At 50.8% G+C, this 21501-nt stretch carries 21 protein-coding genes; 12 read left to right on the top strand and 9 right to left on the bottom strand.

Features of this window, described 5'->3' with window-relative positions; translation table 11 throughout:
• Positions 1–66 precede the first annotated feature (66 nt).
• Positions 67–1449 (top strand): L-serine ammonia-lyase, encoded by a 1383-nt coding sequence (locus QKW35_RS06500; protein WP_282351622.1) that lies wholly within the window; start codon positions 67–69, stop codon positions 1447–1449.
• A gap of 1258 nt (positions 1450–2707) precedes the next feature.
• Here QKW35_RS06500 and QKW35_RS06495 read toward each other — a convergent pair.
• From QKW35_RS06495 to QKW35_RS06485, 3 genes are all read right to left on the bottom strand, one after another.
• On the bottom strand, positions 2708–3073 hold the full coding sequence (locus tag QKW35_RS06495; protein WP_282351621.1) for a cupin domain-containing protein: 366 nt from the start codon (positions 3071–3073) through the stop codon (positions 2708–2710).
• An 11-nt stretch (positions 3074–3084) separates the two neighbouring features.
• A complete protein-coding gene (locus QKW35_RS06490; protein ID WP_282351620.1) occupies positions 3085–4425 on the bottom strand; it encodes an NAD(P)/FAD-dependent oxidoreductase in 1341 nt (446 codons plus the stop codon).
• 505 nt (positions 4426–4930) lie between these two features.
• Positions 4931–5524, bottom strand: a complete 594-nt coding sequence (locus QKW35_RS06485; RefSeq protein WP_282351618.1) for a helix-turn-helix domain-containing protein — start codon at positions 5522–5524, stop codon at positions 4931–4933.
• A 645-nt stretch (positions 5525–6169) separates the two neighbouring features.
• Here QKW35_RS06485 and QKW35_RS06480 point away from each other — a divergent pair.
• From QKW35_RS06480 to QKW35_RS06465, 4 genes are all read left to right on the top strand, one after another.
• Entirely contained in the window at positions 6170–7174 is a 1005-nt protein-coding gene (locus QKW35_RS06480; RefSeq protein ID WP_282351616.1) for a TRAP transporter substrate-binding protein, read from the top strand.
• Positions 7175–7256: 82 nt separating this feature from the next.
• The gene (locus tag QKW35_RS06475; RefSeq protein ID WP_282351614.1) at positions 7257–7814 is read left to right on the top strand and encodes a TRAP transporter small permease; all 558 of its coding nucleotides are present in this window, start codon (positions 7257–7259) and stop codon (positions 7812–7814) included.
• 12 nt (positions 7815–7826) lie between these two features.
• On the top strand, positions 7827–9170 hold the full coding sequence (locus QKW35_RS06470) for a TRAP transporter large permease (protein ID WP_282351612.1): 1344 nt from the start codon (positions 7827–7829) through the stop codon (positions 9168–9170).
• Between the two features lie 69 nt (positions 9171–9239).
• On the top strand, positions 9240–9740 hold the full coding sequence (locus tag QKW35_RS06465; RefSeq protein ID WP_282351610.1) for a universal stress protein: 501 nt from the start codon (positions 9240–9242) through the stop codon (positions 9738–9740).
• A 109-nt stretch (positions 9741–9849) separates the two neighbouring features.
• Here QKW35_RS06465 and QKW35_RS06460 read toward each other — a convergent pair whose 3' ends face one another.
• Complete coding sequence (locus QKW35_RS06460) at positions 9850–10017, bottom strand: hypothetical protein (protein ID WP_282351608.1); 168 nt, start codon at positions 10015–10017, stop codon at positions 9850–9852.
• 329 nt (positions 10018–10346) lie between these two features.
• Here QKW35_RS06460 and QKW35_RS06455 point away from each other — a divergent pair, with 329 nt between their 5' ends.
• The 6 genes from QKW35_RS06455 to QKW35_RS06430 all read left to right on the top strand — a co-directional run bounded on the left by QKW35_RS06455 (position 10347) and on the right by QKW35_RS06430 (position 14716).
• Positions 10347–11045, top strand: coding sequence for a hypothetical protein (locus tag QKW35_RS06455; RefSeq protein ID WP_282351607.1), 699 nt, complete (start codon positions 10347–10349; stop codon positions 11043–11045).
• Positions 11046–11101: 56 nt separating this feature from the next.
• Positions 11102–12235: an aminotransferase class V-fold PLP-dependent enzyme gene (locus QKW35_RS06450; protein ID WP_282351605.1), complete on the top strand. Its 1134-nt coding sequence runs from the start codon at positions 11102–11104 to the stop codon at positions 12233–12235.
• A 201-nt stretch (positions 12236–12436) separates the two neighbouring features.
• Positions 12437–12781 (top strand): antibiotic biosynthesis monooxygenase family protein, encoded by a 345-nt coding sequence (locus tag QKW35_RS06445; protein ID WP_282351604.1) that lies wholly within the window; start codon positions 12437–12439, stop codon positions 12779–12781.
• A 119-nt stretch (positions 12782–12900) separates the two neighbouring features.
• Entirely contained in the window at positions 12901–13578 is a 678-nt protein-coding gene (locus QKW35_RS06440) for a haloacid dehalogenase type II (protein WP_282351602.1), read from the top strand.
• Positions 13579–13651: 73 nt separating this feature from the next.
• Positions 13652–14062, top strand: coding sequence for a hypothetical protein (locus QKW35_RS06435; protein WP_282351600.1), 411 nt, complete (start codon positions 13652–13654; stop codon positions 14060–14062).
• Positions 14063–14164: 102 nt separating this feature from the next.
• A complete protein-coding gene (locus tag QKW35_RS06430; protein ID WP_282351599.1) occupies positions 14165–14716 on the top strand; it encodes a MerR family transcriptional regulator in 552 nt (183 codons plus the stop codon).
• Between the two features lie 70 nt (positions 14717–14786).
• On the opposite strand, the gene QKW35_RS06425 is transcribed toward QKW35_RS06430, so the two are convergent.
• The 4 genes from QKW35_RS06425 to QKW35_RS06410 form a co-directional block, all read right to left on the bottom strand.
• Complete coding sequence (locus QKW35_RS06425; protein WP_282351598.1) at positions 14787–15458, bottom strand: 2OG-Fe(II) oxygenase; 672 nt, start codon at positions 15456–15458, stop codon at positions 14787–14789.
• Positions 15459–15462: 4 nt separating this feature from the next.
• Positions 15463–15951, bottom strand: a complete 489-nt coding sequence (locus QKW35_RS06420; protein WP_282351597.1) for an MgtC/SapB family protein — start codon at positions 15949–15951, stop codon at positions 15463–15465.
• A 492-nt stretch (positions 15952–16443) separates the two neighbouring features.
• Positions 16444–17061 carry a LysE family translocator gene (locus tag QKW35_RS06415; protein WP_282351595.1) on the bottom strand — a complete coding sequence of 206 codons (618 nt, stop codon included), beginning with the start codon at positions 17059–17061 and terminating at the stop codon, positions 16444–16446.
• A 392-nt stretch (positions 17062–17453) separates the two neighbouring features.
• Positions 17454–17681: a hypothetical protein gene (locus QKW35_RS06410; RefSeq protein ID WP_282351592.1), complete on the bottom strand. Its 228-nt coding sequence runs from the start codon at positions 17679–17681 to the stop codon at positions 17454–17456.
• A gap of 124 nt (positions 17682–17805) precedes the next feature.
• Here QKW35_RS06410 and QKW35_RS06405 point away from each other — a divergent pair, with 124 nt between their 5' ends.
• Entirely contained in the window at positions 17806–20682 is a 2877-nt protein-coding gene (locus tag QKW35_RS06405) for a bifunctional diguanylate cyclase/phosphodiesterase (RefSeq protein ID WP_282351591.1), read from the top strand.
• Between the two features lie 528 nt (positions 20683–21210).
• Here the strand turns inward: QKW35_RS06405 and QKW35_RS06400 are convergent.
• On the bottom strand, positions 21211–21420 hold the full coding sequence (locus tag QKW35_RS06400) for a cold-shock protein (protein ID WP_282351590.1): 210 nt from the start codon (positions 21418–21420) through the stop codon (positions 21211–21213).
• Positions 21421–21501: the final 81 nt, after the last annotated feature.

Raw genomic sequence — 21501 nt, 5'->3', positions numbered from 1 at the left:
CCGAGACTTTCTCTGAATGCCAGAGGCGTTTCGGACTTGTAAGCAGGTTCCTTAGGTAATGTAACGATGGCTATCAGTCTATTTGATCTGCTGAAGGTCGGCATTGGCCCCTCCAGCTCTCATACTGTGGGCCCCATGAAGGCCGCATTATTGTTCGTCGAATGTTTGCAGGAATCCCGCCTGATTTCGAACATCGCTCGGGTCGAGTCACAACTGTTTGGCTCGTTAGGTGCCACCGGTAAAGGCCACGGTACCGGCTCTGCCTTTATCATGGGGCTTGAAGGTCACGCCCCTGAATTGATCAATCCCGATATCGTGGATACACGGGTAGAGGAAGTTACACGCACCCAGCGTATCCGCTTAATGGGCAATCACGATGTTTATTTCCAGGCCAACCGTGATCTGGTGTTCCACCGCAAAGAAAGCCTGCCGTACCACCCGAACGGCATGAGTTTTACCGCGTGGGACGCCGACGGTAACTGTCTCTCCCATCGCGTGTACTACTCCGTAGGTGGTGGTTTTGTGGTGGACGAAGACGCTGCAGGCAGTGACCGCATCACCGAAGACAAAACCGAACTGCCCTATCCATTTCGTAGCGGTGAAGAGCTGCTGGAGATGTGCGGGGCCAATGATCTCTCCATCAGCGAATTGATGATGGAGAACGAAAAGGCGTGGCGCTCGGAAGAAGAAGTACGCGAAGGCATCCTACATCTATGGCAGGTAATGAAGGAGTGCGTACAGAACGGTTTTACCAAAGAAGGCATCCTACCGGGTGGCCTAAAGGTAAAACGTCGTGCGCCTATTCTGCATAAGGACCTGAGACAACGCACCCGCATGGATATGATCACCCCATCACTGGGCGCGATGGATTGGGTCAACTTGTACGCGCTGGCTGTTAGTGAGGAGAACGCCGCAGGCGGCCGTATGGTTACTGCACCAACCAACGGTGCGGCGGGCATCATCCCGGCGGTCCTGCACTACTACGACAACTTCTGCCCGAACACGGATGAGGAAGGCATCATCAAGTTCCTGTTGGCCGCTACGGCTATCGGCATTCTGTGCAAACTCAACGCATCTATCTCTGGTGCGGAGATCGGTTGCCAGGGTGAAGTCGGATCAGCCTGCGCGATGGCTGCTGCCGGTCTTGCGGAAGCCACCGGTGGCACACCGGCCCAGGTGGAGAACGCAGCCGAGATCGGAATCGAGCACAACCTCGGGCTGACCTGCGACCCAATCGGTGGATTGGTACAGGTGCCGTGCATCGAGCGTAACGCAATGGCCGCAATGAAAGCGATCAACGCGGCGACCATGGCGATCCGCGGTGACGGAACACACTTTGTGTCCCTGGATAAGGCGATCACCACCATGCGTGATACCGGGCACGATATGTCGGATAAATATAAGGAGACATCCCGCGGGGGCCTCGCGGTTAATGTGATCGAGTGTTGACGAACTCTCGGTGAAGTTTGATCCCCTCCCCAAGAGGCTCAATTTGCCCGGTACATGCCGGGCTTTTTTGTGCACGTCCTCCGTTCCGAGAAAGGTATAGGTGGGTTGGCTTGAGCCATAGGCAACACCTAGCAAATCAGGCGTCTCTATTGTTGGCTGTTGCATCATACTCGGTGAGGGCTACGACGCATTTGTAGAAACGGACTTTTATGCCCTTTAGGCTGCCGACCGCTACATTTTCGAACCTCGAAGCAATATCGCCCTCAGAGCGGGCTGCTACAGGGAGCTGAAATGTAGAGTAACGTAACCAGACCCCGGTCTTACAAATAGGCTACCGGCAGCGTGAACGCAGCCCTACAGTAATCTCGACGTGCAGAGAGGATAGAAAAATCACAAAACTGAGTGCTGCAGAGCGAACTACGCCGCACCGATAAGGGGAATTTAAAGACGACCCGATATCCTGGGTGTAGATAGATTCGCCGGAGGGTAGGCTTTAGCCTACCGGCAGCGTGAACGCAGCCCTACAGTAATCTCGACGTGCAGAGAGGATAGAAAAATCACAAAACTGAGTGCTGCAGAGCGAACTACACCGCACTGATAAGGGAATTTGAAGACTACCCGACATCCTGGGTGTAGGTAGATTCGCCGTAGGGTAGCCTTCAGGCTACCGGAAGCGTGAACGCTGCCCTACAGTAATCTCGACGTGCAGAGAGGATAGGAAACTCTTAAAACCATGCGCCGCAGAGCGAACTACACCGCACTGATAAGGGAATTTGGAGACTACCCGACATCCTGGGTGTAGGTAGATTCGCCGTAGGCTTGGCTTTAGCCTACCGGCAGCGTGAACGCTGCCCTACATTAGGCGCCACGCACGAGGATAGGAAATTCTTAAAACCATGCGCTGCTGAGCAAGCTGCGCGGCATTGATAAGGGGAGCTAAAAGACTACCCGATATCCTGGGTGTAGGTAGATTCGCCGTAGGGTAGGCTTTAGCCTGCCGGCAGCGTGAGCGCTGCCATACGCAAACTCCGCCATGGAGAGGATAAAAGATAATCAAGACTGCAGGCTGACAGGTGGGAGACGCAGGCACTGATAAGAAAAAAAGACCAAATACCTTTAGCCAGGACATCAAATAAAAAAACGGATCATCCCTGACCCAACTGCATCGAGTATACACACGCCATCCGCGTGAAAGAAAAACCCCGAGCCGAGCATGACAACCCGGGGTTACACCCTGCCAAGGGACTGTGATTGGGGATCAGTCCTGCAGAATCACGTAGTACTTCTGACAGGTCTCCAAAACCTCCCAGTAACCATCAAAACCATACGGCAACATAAAGGAGTCACCCGCCTTATAGCGCTTCTGACCGCCCTTCACATCGCTGATAATCACGTCACCAGAGATGATGTAGCAGAACTCACGGCGGCCCGGTACAGCCTTCCATTTACCCGGCTCGCTCTCCCACAGGCCTGCGATAAATTTACCGTCCAGTTCCTCAACGTAGTTCACGATTGCCTGGGATGGATCACCTTTCAGCAGACGGTCAGGTGGTGTTACAAAGGGCCCCAGTGGTTTTGGGGCTTCATCAAAGCTAACAACCTGATCGATGTAACTTGGGTTCATATTGGATCTCCTTAAGCTTTTTCGTCTCGGGCGAAGTAGTAGTGGTAAAGCGCACGTTGACCAACTCGACGGAACGGCGCAAAGGGGAATTTAGGCGCGGCGGTCCGAAGCACCGGCAGATCGTGGTCTTGCGTTTTGCCTGCCACTTTTTCCGCCAGACGCATACCGGCCTGTACGGAGAAGGTCACACCGCTGCCACCGTAACCGATGGCATAGAACACGGAGTCCTGCTCGGCTTCGTGGATATGCGGTACGTCGTCAAAAGTTACGCAAACCCAACCACCCCACTGATAGTCGTAGGTAAGATCACCCAGTGCACCGAACTTGGTTTTCAATGCATTTATCAGGTTATCGTTGTGTTTTGGGTTGCTGGCATCAGCGCCGGTGATCGCGCTGCGACCACCGATCAGGATGCGGTTGTCAGGCAGCTTACGGTAGTAGAAACGCAGTGTGCGGGTATCGGTGATGACATCACTGCTGACGAAGTTGGTTGCCGACAGTTCGGTATCTGTCAGCGGACGGGTAACCACAACATTGGAGAGCACCGGGAAACTGCGGTTTTTTAGCTTGGAATGAAGCTGCTGTGAGGTGTAACCGTTCGTGGCGCAGATCACCTTATTGGCACGCACCACACCACCCGGCGTTACCAACAGGTGACGCTTACCCTCACGGCGCCATTCAATCACCGGACTATTGGTGTGTACACGCGAGCCAGCCGCACGGGCTAGACGGTGATATCCGTACGCCAGTTTCAAGGGGTGTACACCGAAACCGTCACGGAAACGCATGGCGCCATAGGCTTCATCACTGGTAAAATGATCTTTCTCCAACTCTTCGCGGCTCAGGATATCTACGTCGTAATCGAAGAAGTCTTTTAGGAAGCGCGCTTCAGAGTGGATCGCTTTCATCATACGCGGACGATGCGCCACCCAAAGGTGACCGTCGGGCTGCTGGTCGCAATCGATCTGTTCATCTTTAATCAGGCCACGAACACGGTCCAGGCCCTCGAAGATCTCGTCAAACATACGGCGTGCCATGGTTTCACCATAGCGCTTGATCATCTTCTGGTAGGAAAGACGACCACCCGCTTTCAGAGCGAAACCACCGTTACGGCCACTGCAACCCCAGCCAGTGCCGTTTGCTTCCAGCACAACCGTATCGATGTTGTGTTCGCTTGCCAGGTAGTAGGCAGCTGAAAGGCCGGTATAACCGCCACCAATGACTGCCACATCGACATCAATATCTGCCTGTACCGGACCATCATCGGCCGGTGCTTCACCAGCCGTATCTACCCAGTAGGAATCAGGGTAACTCAAGCCACCTGGATGGGCTGAGATCAACGGATCGTACATCACTTACTCCTCACACTGCGGGTTATTGTTTCACCCGACAGCCTGTCATTTTTTATTTTTATACCGGTTTGTTGCCGGTCTTGATGGAGGCAAAGATAGTGAAGAGCGATGAAATTTACAATTCTTTTTTTCACCTTAATGTTATATTTTCTCATATATTCATTATGGACAGCCCTTCCATAAAACATCATTTCCATATGTATCAATAACTTAAACAGTTATTCTTAAGTGTTATTCAACAATAAGCGGGAAGGCATCATGAAAAAACGCAATGCAAAAGAACACGCAATAACGCCCCGCATCAGAAACGCAATGCACAAGGTAAAGTGCTACACGCTATAAAGGTACCAAGTGATTACTCCCCGCCCTGTTTAACGCGATTCCTCTGAGGTAAATATGGGTTATGGGAATAGCAAGCAAGATAACGGTATAACAACCAGATACAAAAAAGGCGACTTAAAACTGTCGCCCTTTTTTGAATGAAGACACTGTTACGTAAAGGCAATCAATAGCCACCGCCCACGATTGTCCAAACCACGACACATTCCTGGTCATCAGATGGATTGCGAACCCAATGCGGCTCATCACCGGTCAGGGAAAAGCTATCACCGGCCTGAAGCAAGAAGCGCTTATCGCCCACCCCCAGCTCTAACATGCCAGATTGAACAAAACCCGCTTCTTCGCCTTTTCGTTCACGCGACTCTGTACTGCCCGCTTGTGGCGCGAACGTTGTCAGGATCATCTGTATCTGATCACTTAAACGCGGCGACAGAAGTTCTTCGCGTATCCCGGTACCAGAGAAGTTGAGGCTACGGCGGGCACCTTTGCGGACGATATAGTTCAGTTCGTCCATCGGTGCTTCACTGTCAGCGTGGAAGAACCAACTTATCTGTACGCCTAATACCTCACAGATTTTTTGCAGGACGGGGATTGGGAGCGCGGACACGCCCCGCTCTACCTGACTGACGTATCCCACTGAGCGGTCTATCTTCTCTGCCATTGTGGTCAGGGTAATTTTCTTAGCCTTACGCAGATCGCGAATCTGGCGTCCGATACGCAAGTTTTCGGATTCTGCTGTTCCTTTCTCTGTTTCACTCATACGGTACCCGCTATACAACGTGTCATTTGTCAGGCGTGCTACCTGGCCCCACAGGCACACCTTCAGAACTCGTTTATTTTCTACCACCCATCAATACAAGGGTGAATATTGATGTTATTTTTTCATATATTTTATTGTTATTATCTACAACTTTCATCTATTTAACTTAACAAGGTGTTTCATATCAGGGTATGCGACCAGATTTGCAAGCACAAGACTTACAACCACCGCCAGCCTTTGATTTCCGGGAGATTTTATACACAAACAGATAATTCAGGCCCCACACGCCCTGGCCCAATTTCAGCTATATTGAATACATTGCCATTCCGTTGTAGGCCGCATAAATACTGGCTTTCGAGCTGGCTCCACCGGGCTGCGATAGCTGGTCCTAAACAAGAAAATCTCATAGGTTGACTATGTATAACATTATCACGCTGAGATTCTGAAACCTGCTGGTAACGCAAATCCAGTAGAGCCCAATCAACAGATTCCAGGGAGTGATGATAATCCGGGACACCTGATTCGACCGCCTGCTAACACAGAGACACTGCGTTTCACCGTTCACGGATTGGCCAGCATCACCTGGCCACCATGACTCTCCCACCCGTCGCCGGATGGGTGGATCAAAACATTCAGGAGTTACTTATGAAACATAAGAATAACATGGCAAAAGTACTTTCCCTGACCGCTGGCCTTCTCTTCTCTGCAAGTGCAATGGCAGCAAACTGGAATATCGCCGTAGGTGACGGCGGCGGTAGTGCACAGGAACAGCTAGGCCTTAAGTTCATTGAGCTGCTTGAAAAGAAAACCGACGGCAAACACTCCGCTAAACTGTTCCTGAACGGTCAGTTGGGTTCCGAGCAGGACACCGTTAACGACGCCGCTCTAGGCACTCTGGACTTTTCTATTCTGGCAAGTAACAACCTCGCTCCTTTCTCCCCTTCTCTGGGCATCCTCTCTCTGCCATACATCTTCGAAAATCTGGAACAGGCTAAACAGACTGTAAACAGCGACTTTGGCGAAGAGCTGGTTAAGAATACTATCCGCGACTCCGGCGTACGTATCGTCGGCTGGACCTACTCCGGTTTCCGTGTTCTGAGTAACTCCAAGAAGCCAATCCAGAAACTGGCGGATCTGGACGGTGTCGTGGTACGTGTTCCTAAGAACGAGATCATGATCGACACCTACAAGTCCTGGGGCAATAACCCAACACCGATGGCTTGGTCCGAAACCTTCACCGCTCTGCAGCAGGGCGTAGTTGACGGCCAGGACACTCCGTACATCACCATTTATGCGATGAAGTTCGGTGAAGTACAGAAGTACATCACCGACCTGCACTACCTGTTCCTGCTGGAACCGCTGATCATCTCCGAATCCCTGTTCCAGGACCAGAACGAAGCAACACAGAAAGCTATCCTGGCAGCGGGTAAAGAGGCGACTGAGCACAGCTACCAGTGGCTGCAGGAAAAAGAAGCGACAATCAAGAAAGAACTGGTGAGCAAATACGGTATGCAGATCGATGCGCTGCAGGACGAAGCTGAGTGGGCTAAACGAGCTCAGGAGTCAGTATGGCCTAAGTTCTACGAGTCTGTAGGTGGCAAAGGCAAGGTGAATGACCTGCTGCGCGCTCTGGGTCGTGATGAAATCTAAGGATTAATAATCCCTGTACTGATATTTCATCTATCTGGCCCACACATAGCGTCTTGTGTGGGCCTTTACCGGAGGCCTCAACATGGGCAGTAAGATCTTTAAATTCCTTGATAATATTGAAAGCTACATCTGTCGTACATTGCTGGCCATGTTTGTGACACTGCTGTTCGCACAGATTGTGTCACGCCAGCTGTTCGGCTACTCCTTCTCCTGGAGTGAAGAGCTTTCTGTATATATGTTTGTATGGTTTGTGTTCTTTGGCGCCAGCTACGCCGCCAAGCTCGCAGCCCATAACCGCGTTACCTTCCAGTACAAAATGATGCCATCCTGGATGCCACCAATTCTGGAAGTAATTTCCGATCTGATCTGGATCGGCTTCAACTGTTACTTCGTCTACCTGGCATACGATTTCGTCTTTAACCGTATGAACCTGTTCTGGAAGTCTCAGACTCTGGGTGTACCGATGAAGTACATCTACATGATTCTGCCAATCGCTTTCGCACTGATGACACTGCGCATCATTCAGGTGAACTACTACAAGCTGGTTAAAGGCATTGATATCCGTGACCCGGACTCTCAGGAACTTGATGAGATCTTCGAACACGATATCGACGAAAACAACAATAACAAAGCCGCATAATCGGAGCAGGACATGGCTGAATCTTCCATAGTAATGATATTGTTTGGGTCCTTTTTGGTCCTACTGGTGATGGGCGCCCCGGTGACGGTTGCACTCGGTGTGGCGGCACTGTCATCGTTTCTGTATCTCGATCAGAACCCAATTAAGTTCGTACAAATTGCATTTACCTCTGTGGGCTCGTTCCCACTGATGGCGCTACCCTCCTTCATCCTGGCCGGTGCCTTGATGGAAGCGGCGGGTATATCGAAACGCCTGGTACACCTCGCTGAGAGTTTTGCCGGTCCGGTAACCGGTGGCATCTCCGCAGCAGCCGTACTGGCATGTATGTTCTTCGGTGCAATCTCCGGTTCCGGCCCTGCAACCACTGCAGCGGTAGGTATGCTGATGATCCCGGCGATGGTTAACCGTGGTTACGACAAAGGTTACGCCTCTGCTGTAACAGCCTCTTCCGGTGGCCTGGGTATCGTAATTCCACCCTCTATCCCGATGGTAATCTTCGGTATCTCTGCAATCGGTCTGACCGTGCCACCAGAAGCGATCGCTGCGCACGGTGAATTCCAGAGTGTATCGATCACCAAGCTGTTCGTTGCAGGCTTCCTGCCGGGCGTCGTTATCTCTTGCGCCCTGTTGTTGCTCAACTACATTCGCTGTAAACGCCTGGGCTACAAGGGCACCGAAGGTGGCTGGGATTTCGCAAACATCATGGACGCGTTTAAGACCGGTTTCTGGTCCATCATGGCGCCTCTGGTAATCCTGGGTGGTATCTACTCCGGCTTCTTTACACCAACCGAATCCGCGATCGTTGCGATCTTCTACACCCTGTTTGTTGGTACTTTCATCCATAAAGAACTGACCTGGAAAGATCTGTTCCGCTCGCTGGAAACCACCACCTGGTTATCTGGTCGTGTACTGCTGATCCTCTTCACCGCTACCGTATTTGGTCGTCTGCTGGTAGAGAATCAGATCCCGGCTATCGTTGCCGAGTCCATGCTGAGCCTGACCGACAACCTGTACATGATCTGGTTCCTGATTATCGCCTTCCTGCTGTTCGTAGGCATGTTTATGGAGACACTGGCGGCAATCATGATCCTGACCCCGGTACTGCTGCCGGTTACCTATAACCTGGGTATCGATCCGATCCACTTTGGTATCGTGATGGTATGTAGCTTGTCCATCGGCTTCTCTACCCCACCACTGGGCGAGAACCTGTTCGTAGCCTCCGGTATTTCGAACATATCATTGGAAGAAGTTACTGTTAAAGCCCTGCCATTTGCCGCTATGTCGACTGTGGCCGTGTTTATCATCGCGTTCATCCCGGAGATCGCGCTCTTCCTGCCTAGGCTTCTTGGCTACTAGCCAGCCTGATCCGGTTCAGCCGACCCATCCGGGTCGGCTGCTTAAGCTTTTGTAACGGGAACTACGATTATGCTACCTGAAATGCGCAAAATCCTTTACAGCACAGATCTGTCCAAAGGCTCCACTGCGGCGTTTGAACAGGCTACCTACCTGGCCAAGAAGACCGGTGCTGAGATCCACATCCTGCACGTTGTTGAGAAACTCTCTACCGATGCAAAGATCACCTTCCAGACCTATGTGATGGATTCCAAGAGCCGTCACGACATTCTGAAAGAGCGAGTTCATCACGCTGAAGACAAGATGAAACAACGCCAGGAACGCTTCTGGAGTGAAATTCACAAAGATGACGCGGCCGTACGTGAGCAGATCAAGTCGATTAAAATTGTTGAAGCCTACCCTGCAGAAACGATCATCAACTACTCCAAAGACATTGGCGCGGATATGATCGTGATGGGTACTCACGAGAAAGGCATCATGCACACCTTCCTGGGCAGTGTTGCGAAGAACGTCCTGAACCGTTCTCGCATCCCCGTGTTGATCGTGCCGCTGCCGGAGAAAGAGGACGAGTAATCTCTTGTTCTAACGCACACAAAAAAGCCCCGTTTCTTCAGAACCGGGGCTTTTTTATTGCAAAGTTCAGCGGTTAAAGGGGAACTTCAAACCGCTGATCGCGTATCGCTTAGCCAGCGATACCAACGAAATCGTAGCGAGGCTGCTCTTCCTTAACAGGAGCCTTGGCAACTTCGCGCATCATCGGTTTAGCCTGCTTCACTGGTGCGCACGCCTTAACAGCCTGTGCAGGGGAACGAACAGTTACCGATGGTTGAACCGCAGCTTGTGCCAACATAATCCGCCTCACTTGAAGGTTGGGGCCAGTGTCGAACCTTTATCGGTTCGAATGGGGCCAGTTATTAGTTTCTATTGGAGCCAGTATAGTTATTCTTTAAGGACTGTAAACGAATAAAAAAATCATTATTTATAACCTATAGACATATAAAGCCTAAGTGACTAATAAATAACGTATATATGAGTAGATGCCTGGTTAATTCTTATACGATGTGTCTATACATTCTGGCCCTACTCTCCCCAAGGCATTGGTGCTTTGAGCTAAAGGAGAGCATTCCTATAGTGTTCTAATCCGTAAAAGCAGACTTTATTGCTGAAGGTAAAGGCACAATGAACACCCGAATCGAGATTGAAACCTACTGCACCGACGCCACTTTCTGGACCACACCAAGCACCCTGGTCGGCAGCGGTCATGACGCTCGCAGCAGTCAAAACGGCCTGCTTACGATCATGTATGGCAGTCTGGAACACGCATCGCGATTTGACTGGCTGAACGCGGGCCGCACGCTGGTCGACAAAACCTACATCAATATCCTCTGGCAGGCGGCCGATCTGCCCACCACTGGCGTTGATCGCACACGTATGGCTTCTGACCTGGATGCGTTTGTACGTACCGAACTGCAACCGATTTGGGACGAATTTGAGCATATGTCCCACGACGAGCGTCATCGCCTCGCCGTGACACTCGTCGATCGTTGCGCGGGCACGGTATTTGGATCGGGTTACCAGGAAGAAGCTGCCAGCTGGTTACTCTTCTACCTCTGTCCGCAACTGCCAATATTCCCGATGAACGACGCGCTCTGCAGTGCTGCTGCAGACACACACGATCGTCCTGACCTGACCGGCTATGGCGAATACCACGCTGTATGCCGTACGCAGCTAACCCGTTTGCTGCCACGTATTCACACCGCCCCACCCAAGGCTGAATATGGCACTCAACGCGAAGCCGAAGCCATCAATCACATCCTTCGCGCGAGCGATTGGTGGCTGCGTCGATGCTTTATTCAGCATTTGCTAAACGGCTGCTGAGCGACTGCACATCGCATCACGCCGTAAAACAAAAATAATATTTCGGAGGACTACCCATGCCAGGTTTACTGCCGCATGTGGACCCTGAGGGTTTACTCGAATATTCCGTGGTTTACACCGACCGCTCCCTTAACCACATGTCCAAATCCTTTCAGGGGGTGATGAATGACATCTCCGCGACCCTGAAACAGGTTTACAACGCACGTTCCGTTGCTGTTGTGCCGGGTAGCGGTACCTTTGCCATGGAAGCGGTCGCACGCCAGTTTGCGACCAACCGCAAGTGCATGGTGATCCGTAACGGATGGTTCAGCTTCCGCTGGAGCCAAATCTTCGAGATGGGCCGTATTCCGTCCGAAGAGATCGTGCTGAAAGCACGCCAGACCTCCGACGATGCCACCGCCCCTTTTGCGCCAGCACCTGTTGAAGAAGTGGTATCGGCGATAAAAGCTGCGCGGCCGGACATGGTATTTGCACCGCACGTAGAAACCGCATCCGGCATGATCCTGCCGGATGATTACATTCGCGCGGTTGCCGACGCGGTTCACGAAGTCGGTGGTATTTTTGTTTTGGATTGCATCGCATCCGGTACCATCTGGGTAGACATGGAAGCCTGCGGCGTAGATGTCCTGATCAGTGCACCACAGAAAGGCTGGAGCGGTTCTCCCTGCTGTGGTCTGGTGATGATGAACGAGACCGTACGTCAGATGATCGACGACACCACCAGCTCCAGCTTCGCCTGCGACCTGAAAAAGTGGCTGCAGATCATGGAGACTTACGAATCCGGCGCACACGCCTACCACGCGACAATGCCCACCGACTCACTGACCCGCTTCCGTGACGTTATGAAAGAGACCGAAGCGGTTGGCTTCGACAACATACGCGATGCGCAGCAGGAACTCGGTGATCGTGTACGCGCCCTGCTGGCTGAAAAAGGCATCAAGAGTGTTGCCGCAGAAGGTTTCCAGGCACCAGGCGTAGTGGTGAGCTACACCGGTGATACGGAGATCCAGAATGGTAAGAAATTTGCGGCTGAAGGTCTGCAGATTGCGGCCGGTGTACCACTGCAATGTGACGAACCTGAAGGTTTCCGAACATTCCGCCTCGGCCTGTTCGGTCTGGACAAGCTGGCAGACGTTGAAGGCACTGTCGCTCAACTGGAATCAGCGCTAAACAACGTGCTTAACAAATAACACGCCGTTTCAATCCTTGTTCCCAAAGGGGGCAGCCTTGTTTGGAAAACCAGATAGCGCTGTCTCCTTTTTCGGGCTTTTAATTCATATACCTACCAGAGAACATTCTGTTCTCAATGATTCATTATTCACACCACCGATTCTGGACTATAGTTTCTTCTAGTTTGTTTGAATTTGATTCTTGGAAATTTAGGAGACGTTATGTTTGCAGTGATCTTTGAAGTGTACCCAACTGCAGAGGGAAAAGAGGAATATATGGAGATCGCCGCAAACCTTCGTACATTTCTTGAGGGCCGCGATGGCTTTATCTCTATCGAGCGCTTTCAGAGTCTGAATGAGGAAGGAAAAATTCTCAGCCTCTCCTTCTGGCGTGATGAAGATGCGATCACCGCATGGCGCAATCTCTACGAACACCGCAGTGCACAGCAACAGGGTAAACTGGAGCTGTTTAAAAACTACCGCATCCGTGTCGCTGAAGTGGTGCGAGATTATTCCCTCAGCTGCCGTCAGGAAGCCCCCCGCGACTCCATTGAAGCCCTCGACTGATTTCCCACCTCGGACTCTACTTTCGGCGCGAATGCGTGCTCAACCCTGTATTCACACCATTATTTCAAGTAGCGTTAATTCAATTTCTTTGATGACAGGCGGACCTGGAGGAGTAACAGATGACCCCCACGCTGGCTTTTGATGTTTACGGCACACTGATTGATACCCACGGCGTTATAGGCAAACTTACAGAGATGCTGGGCGATGCCGATCAGGCAACGACTTTCTCTCAAACCTGGCGTGACAAACAGCTGGAATACTCTTTCCGCCGCGGCTTGATGCAGAACTACACCACGTTTGCTGTGGTAACCCGCGACGCCCTGAACTACACCGACAGCTTTTGCAAAACCAAGCTAAACGATACACAGAAGAATGCCCTGCTGGCCGTCTACCGCACCCTGCCGGCCTTTGGCGATGTTGAAAATGGACTCACAGCGCTCAAAAACGCAGGGTGCCGTATGTTTGCGTTTTCCAACGGCAGCCGCGATGCGGTTGAAACACTGCTCGATTCGGCAGGAATTAGCCATTTCTTTGAGGGCGTGGTGAGCGTAGACGACATTAAGAGCTTTAAACCAAATCCGGGCACATACGCCCACTTCCTGCGCGAATCCGAAGCAAAGGCCAACGAAGCCTGGCTGATCTCCAGTAACCCGTTTGACGTAATTGGCTCTATCTCTGCCGGTATGCGCGCCGCGTGGGTACAGCGCTCTCCAGAAGCAATCTTCGATCCCTGGGGCATCGAACCGACGGCAATTGTCAGCACCCTGACCGAGCTTCAAGAAAAAATTGTTGGCTAAGGCGTTGACCTTACTACAGCCTTAAACCTTAAGGTGGCGGATATCACTGCAATAGGCGCCGCCTGAGGTTCCAATGACGAACGTTTTTACACTCAACGACCAAAACTTTCTCAGCCAGTTTGAAGCATGCACCCTCGATCCAACGCACTTTGATCATCTGGGCCACATCCGTCTGGGCTGGCTCTATGCCACTCAGAATCCGTTACCTGAAGCAATCCGCAAGACCTGTGACGGTATTCAGCGTTATGCTGACAGTCTCGGTGCAGATGATAAGTTTCACTACACTCTGACCGAGGCTTTTGTGCGGTTGATTGCGCTTCGTCAGGCGAATACCCAAGCCTCTCGCTTTGATCAGTTTCTGGAGCAGAATACGGATATCGTGGATAACGCACTAGCCCTGATCCACCGGCATTACAGTGAGGGGCTTTTGAAAACAGACGAGGCCAAAACTCGTTCTGTGGCGCCTGATCTTTTGCCGTTATGATTTATAAAAGATTCGTTACGTATTCTGTAGGGCAGGCTTTAGCCTGCCGGTAGCCTGAAGGCTACCCTACAATTGCAAAAACGTTTGGAGCCTTGCCTACTCATGCACACCATCGGTCAATTGATGAAACGCTTCGGCCTGTCGCGCAGCACTCTGATCTACTACGACGATATCGGTTTGTTGAAGCCATCAGCACGCAGCAACGCCAATTATCGGATGTACACCGACAAGGATCTTCAGCGCATGCAACAGATCTCCCTGTACAAAGAAGCGGGCTTGCCCTTGGAAGAGATCGCGGCATTAATTGATGAACAGAGCACGGCTCCCACCGAACTACTGGAACAACATCTGTCAAATCTAAACAGTCAGATCAGCCTGCTACGCCAGCAACAGCAAAAGGTAGTACAGCTACTGGGCAAGCAATCCCTACTGCGCCATAGTCGTACGATGGATAAAGCCAAATGGGTGTCGATACTCGCCGCTACCGGCATGAGTGAAGTAGAGATGCAGCAGTGGCACGTAGAGTTCGAGCGCAGCCAGCCAGAGGCACATCAGGATTTTCTGGAATCTTTAGGTATAGAAAGCGACGAGATCACAAAGATTCGCCGCTGTTCGCAAAAAGATTGGATCAAGAATAAGCCAAATTCGTTTTGAATAGTCAGTATTAGGACGAGCCTATTAGATTTAACGTCGCAAACCTGGCTTAGTAAATAACTGCAGCAGCTTAACGAGGAGGATCAACCCTATCCGTCGTTGACGTGTTCACACGGTACCAGCCGGCAATCGAAAAACGATCCCGATAGGAAGGCAACACCTCATGCGGAAACTCTTCGCTGAGGAAAACAACCACTGTTCCCATCGCAGGTGTTACTTTTATTCCGTCCTGATCCGTATCACTCGTGTACAGAACTAACTCTCCGCCATCGTCTTCCGTCCAGTCGCGGTTTAGGTACACCACCATCGTCAGTACTCTATTCGCCTCGCCACGAAACGCATCAACGTGACGTTTATAAAATGCGCCCGGCGAATAATGTGCGAAGTGACTTTCGAAGGAGAACAACCCCAGGATAAGCTTGCGGTTAATGTAGGTTTTCAGCCGCCCGGTCCAATCAAGCCATTCACGACCGGCAGATACATCTCCATTTATCCAACAGATACTGTCACGTCGCACAAAGCTGTTATTCATGTGTTCGTTGTCGCGCCCTATACCAGCAGCATTAAACTTCTCCTCATCCATCACCGCTAAATGACTACTTAGGGAATGAACCAGATGGGGAGGCAAAGCACAGGGATTAATACTGTACCCTGTCTCACGGATATCAGCGGCGATTTTGGCAAAAAGCGTATCATCGCCGACATCACCGGTCATAAATTGTTTATGGGCTAATGCAGACATAGTTTCATCCCACCCCATTACTGAGGTTAATCTTCTTTTTAACATGGGCATGTACACCACGCCCTAAGCTCGTTACATGACGTTCCAAGAAGTCCACGCCCCACAACAGCAACACCACAAGTAAAGACAGTTTGATGGCCACCATCAGGTGACCGGAGGCAACCATCACACCCAACGCAGCCAGCACCCAGATGGTTGCCGCCGATGTAACTCCGACAACCGCCCCATCCCTTGCCAGCATCACTCCAGCACCAAGAAATCCGATCCCCGTAATCACTTGTCCCACCACGCGAGACGGGTCCATTTGGTTGCTTGCGAGCAAAAACGATGTGGCCAAAAACATATACGTGCCCAGTGTAATCATTGAAGCCGTTCGAATGCCCACAGGCTTACCACGCAACTGGCGCTCCAAGCCAATTACACCGCCACAGAACAAAGCGGCACCGATTGACGGCCACGCAAAGGGGCCGATTTCAAGAAGTTGTTCGATCACTGCACTGGAACCTCAGCCCAACCTTATCGATCAGGCAGCAAACAGCCCGCGTAGTACGCGTTACAAAGGAAAGAAAGAAGTACGCCAGTCCAAATAGGTTGGGGACGATGCTTGGCACATCAAGAACTGACGGTTTGAGCACCCCAACGGATGAGGATTTGATCGTTAACTTTTATACCCAAATCGCTGTCCGCACAAGCTTTTTTACAACACATATCAAAGTATTACGCTCATACAGAAAATAACCACTCTCGGCTTACTTTTCTAAATCGATTCCAAGGGATTCAAAAAGCGCTACGTGCTGTCTCGGTGGCATAGATCCCAGATACGAAACCACTGAAGGTTTGTGCACATTTAGTCCGGTTACGCGTTACCAAACTCGCGTATACCAGTGCTCTTTGGAGAGGCCAAAGAAAACAACGGCGAGATCTAAATGATTCGCCGCCGTTCGTAAAAGGATTAGGTACAGGACTAACTATCCCGTGGAAGGTATCAGTTACGCAGCGCCAGATAAGCACCCGCACTTGCCATAATCGAACCCGCGCTGCGGTTCAGGCGCTTCATCGCACGTTCAGATCGGAACCAGCCACGTGCCTTGGAGGCAAACACAGCAATCGCCATTAAACCAATCATCAAGCCCACCAGCGTCAGTCCGGAAGCCAACACGATGTCGGTACTGCTCAGCACCGTCAGGTCCATGAAGGTTGGCAGGAATGCGATATAGAACAAAATTACTTTTGGGTTGGACGCCGAAATCAGGAAGCCCTGTACAAAGCTCGCGGCCATGCCGGATCGAGTCAAACGGCTGTCACCCTGCTCAATGGAAACCGGCGCCGTCCACATTTTATATCCCAGGTACAACAGATACGCCGCGCCAACAATACGAATCACCGTAAACAGCTCGGACCAGTGGGTCGCGATCGCAGCCAACCCGATGCAAGCCGCAATCAGGTACAGGATATCGCTGACGGTCATACCCAACGCCAGCAACACGCAGCTATTCGCACCATTCATCAATGCACGTGCCAGAATTGCGAATACACCCGGACCAGGCGTAACGCCGAAAATCAAGATAGCGATGAAGAATGAGATTGCGCTTTCAATAGTCATGGTGCGAATGTCCGTTCGACGGCAGGCTAATCGGTGTGCCAAATTACAAAGCCGCATTATCTGCGACAATGCACTAACAGACCAGTGAAAACCATGCATCAGTGTTCGTTATTACCCGCCTGGATAGTGAAATTAGACATAAATACCGCCCCACCGTCGAATTTTCGATTATAGTTTTTTTAAGCGTTGCTAGTACCTTTCGCCTCTAGTCCGTCCAGCAATGGATCTGTGCATCAGGACTCCCCACACAGGATGTTCATCACCTGTTAGGTTCGGAACACCGAGTTAATGAAGTTCTTCGCCAGGAACAATCGTTACATATTACTGATTACAGTGATTCTTCTGTTGTCATATACCACGCTTGCGGATGCGGATAGCGCACAACCCCCGCATCATTTCATCACTACGTCCACAACGCCCCTGGAACCAACGACAGCAACAGCACAGGTGGCACAGATCCCTGGCCAAGACGCTCCAGACGATACTTTTTCAGAATCCAAGAGTAACTGGCTGCCCGATGTTGAACTGATCGGAAACTGGCGCACCGGGTATTGGCTGATTTTTGACGCCATTGCAGCAATATCGTTTTGCCTGTTAGTCATAACGACGTTTTTACTCATACGTCGTCTACGCCAAGATAAGGACAGCCTCCAGAAGGCAGTGGAGGAACGCACACAAACGATTCAGCGTACCCTGCGGCACACTGAACTGGCACTGCGGACAGCACGCCAAAGTTGGTTTGAGATGGATATAGAATCTGGTGAGATTTGGGTCGGCGATGAGTATCCCATCATACTGGATTATGCCCCCAATGATTTCAGCCCCAACCTATCAACGCTGCAAAAGGAGGTTCATCCAGACGACATAGAGCAGCTGCTCAAGATGCTGAATGAGTGCGCCGAAACGGGGAATACCACCGAGATGGAATTCAGGCGCAGAACACACAGTGGATATTGGCTCTGGCTTCACGCCGTTGCCGAGGTCGTCGATATGGAGGACAGCCACAAACACGTGATAGGTGTCATTACCGATATATCCCGTCGCAAGCACACCGAGATCCTCGATCTGGCTCGTATCAGTGTATTGGAACAGCTGGTAAACAACGAACCACTTGCCGAAATATTCAACTCGATTATCCAGATGATCGAAAAAACCAGTCGGGGTGCCCTGTGCAGCATCCTCTTACTCGACGAACAACGCAAACGCCTGCATCTCGGCGCAGCCCCTAGCCTACCGGACTTTTTTAACGACGCCGTTGAAGGGCTGGAAATTGGTAACGGCGTGGGGACCTGCGGTAGCGCTGCGTTTCTCAAGAAACGCGTGATCGTAGAAAACATCAGCTCCCACCCCAATTGGGAGCCCTATATTGAGCTGGCAAAAAAAGCCGATCTGCAAGCCTGTTGGTCGGAACCGATCATTGATCGACACGGCGATGTGTTGGGCACCTTCGCCATCTACCATACACGGCCCACAGCTCCCACCAAGCAGGATCTGGAGGTGATCAACTTTGCTGCTCGGCTTGTGATGTTGGCGATGGAGAAAACCGAAACGGATGATCGTCTTCGATTGCTCTCCCGTGTGTTTGAGAAAGCCGACGAAGGCATCATGGTTACCGATCAGGAAGCGCGAATCGTCGATATAAATCCTAAATTCAGCGACATTACCGGATTTACCAGGCAGGAAGCGCTTGGTCAAAACCCCAGCATCCTGAAGTCCGATAAGCACGACACCCACTTCTACAGGGAGCTGCTCAGAAACCTGAAAGACCATGGTTCCTGGCGCGGCGAGATATGGAACCGCAAAAAAGACGGCGAGCCGTATATCGCCCAACTGAACATTTCAAGTATCCGTACCCCCGCGGGCGAAACCACCCATTACGTCGGCATCTTTTCAGATATCACCCAGTTAAAGCACCAACAGCAAGCATTGGAAACCATGGCGTACCACGATGTCCTGACCCAACTGCCCAACCGTGTATTGCTTACCGACCGCTTCCATCAGGCAACCGCGCGGTGCAATCGTACTGGGACACTACTGGCAATCTGCTTCCTCGACCTGGACAACTTTAAGCAGATAAACGACCGCTACGGCCACAGCGTCGGTGACCAAATGCTTATCCAGGTCTCGGAACGGATTCTCCATTGCATCCGTGACGAAGACACCGCATCGAGGTTAGGTGGTGACGAGTTTGCAATTCTGATAGGTGATATTCACTCCATAGATGAGTGCCGCGATGTTCTATCCCGTATCCATCGGAAGATCTGCGAACCGTTCCATATCGAAGGGCACGAGCTGACTGTCACCGCATCAAGCGGGATCACCATGTACCCGGATGATCAGGTCGACATCGATACGTTACTGCGCCACGCAGATCAGGCCATGTATCGCGTAAAACTGGGGGGTAAGAACAGTTTCGACCTGTTCAATCAAAACGATGATCAGTACCTGATAGAAACCCATAACCAGCGACGGCATATTGAGATCGCGCTGCGTAAGAAACAATTCGAGCTTTACTACCAACCTAAAATTAATATGAGCACCGGCGAGGTGTGGGGGCTTGAGGCACTGATTCGCTGGAATCATCCAGAAAAAGGCCTGTTACTCCCCTTCCACTTCCTTCCCGTGATCGCAGGCACCAGCGTAGAGATCGATATTGGCCATTGGGTAATCGAACAGGCACTAAAACAACTGGATGCATGGCATCGCGCTGGCATTAAGGTTGACGTCGGTATCAATGTATCCGCGTTTCACCTGCTCTCACCCGATTTTGAGGAGGAGCTGGCTAAACGCATAAATCGTTACCCGCACCTTGATACCCGCTACGTCCAACTTGAGATACTCGAGAGCACAGATTTCGGAAACCTTGAAGCGATCAACAACATCATTGAACAATGTCGGTCCAACCTGGGTGTCAGCTTCGCTTTAGATGATTTTGGCACCGGGTTCTCATCACTTGCGCACCTACGCAACCTAAATGCAGACAACGTTAAAATCGACTGCAGTTTCGTAATCCACCTCATGTCCAGTCCTGACGATTTTCGTATCGTTGACGGGGTTATCCGACTCGCAGAAGCATTTGACAGAAACGTGGTCGCCGAAGGGGTCGAGTCAGTGTGGGAGGGCCAAATGTTACTGCTAATGGGCTGCGATAACGCGCAGGGGGACGCAATCGCCCCGCCAATGCCTGCCAGCGATTTTCCTCAATGGAAAGCCCATTTTAAGCCCTACCCGGAATGGGCCGCGTTTCACGAACGTACCCTAAATCAACGTGAAACCATGATCGAGCTGTTCCGGCTCTCACTCAATCACTGGGGGGCGAAATTTGAAAAAGCACTGCTTTCAGCGCCATCCGAGGATGCAGAATGGCCCGTAATTGAGCAACAGCACTCGCATTTCTCCGCGTGGAGTAAGCGCTGCCGTAAAGATAACCTCATTACATTGGAAGCATTGGCAAAGATTGATGGCGACCAGAAAAAGCTATACAGCCTAGCCAATGAGATACGGACACAGTGCGAAACCGGCGATATAGAACGCGCAAGAGCACGCTTGCCGGAGATCCAGATGCTAATACAGGAGATTCAGCACCAGTTTAACGAACTGCAGGTGTTTACCTGCCCATGAAATCCGTGGTCACGATACTTTCCAGAAAATAAGGTAAAGATCTTACCTAAATTCACTTTTTTAAAAAGCAAGTTTATTGAATAGATCAGGCGGAAATAGATGTAAAACCATCTGACACCTCGGAGGAGTGATAGTTTTTCTCAAGATAACGCTGCATTTCCGAAGTAGATAAAAGGCCAGTTAGGCGTTTCCAGACCTGCCGCTTCGAATATATTGATGAATTTAAAGGCTCATAACATGCCCACAAGGCTTGATTCTTTCCGGCATATTGAGACACGCAGACGCGTTCATTTAGATGTTTTAACATATTTGTAAGCTCCATTTTTTTGGGATATTTTTTCTCCTTGGTCTAATTCGTGCCGATGTAAATACTTGAAAGGGTAATAATCAAGGCAAAGAGACCGATGACTTGAAGATTTTTACACTGGAACTAAAGATCAAATAAAACGAGGAAAGGCTATTTAATAAAAAGAGCATAACGAGTGTCATGCTCTAATGGATCGCAGGCGAATTAGATCCACATCCGCTTTACAACGGACGAATATTTTCTGCCTGAGGACCTTTTTGCCCCTGTGTGATTGTAAACTCGACACGCTGCCCTTCTTGCAGGCTTCTAAAGCCTTCACTTGCAATTGCAGAGAAGTGAGCAAAAACATCAGGACCGGATTGTTGCTCGATAAAGCCAAAGCCTTTATCGTCATTAAACCATTTTACGGTGCCGGTAGTAGAATTAGACATAATATATTTTCCCATTTTCGGAAATAGATGAGCCGCCCGATTTACAGGCAGATAAGCGCAGGACAGTTTTAGATTTTACTT

Source organism: Pontibacterium granulatum, assembly GCF_029961155.1.
In the GTDB taxonomy this organism is placed as follows: Bacteria; Pseudomonadota; Gammaproteobacteria; order Pseudomonadales; family Balneatricaceae; genus Pontibacterium; species Pontibacterium granulatum.
The sequence above is the reverse complement of the archived record's forward strand: the minus strand, read 5'-3'. Positions and strand labels throughout refer to the sequence as shown.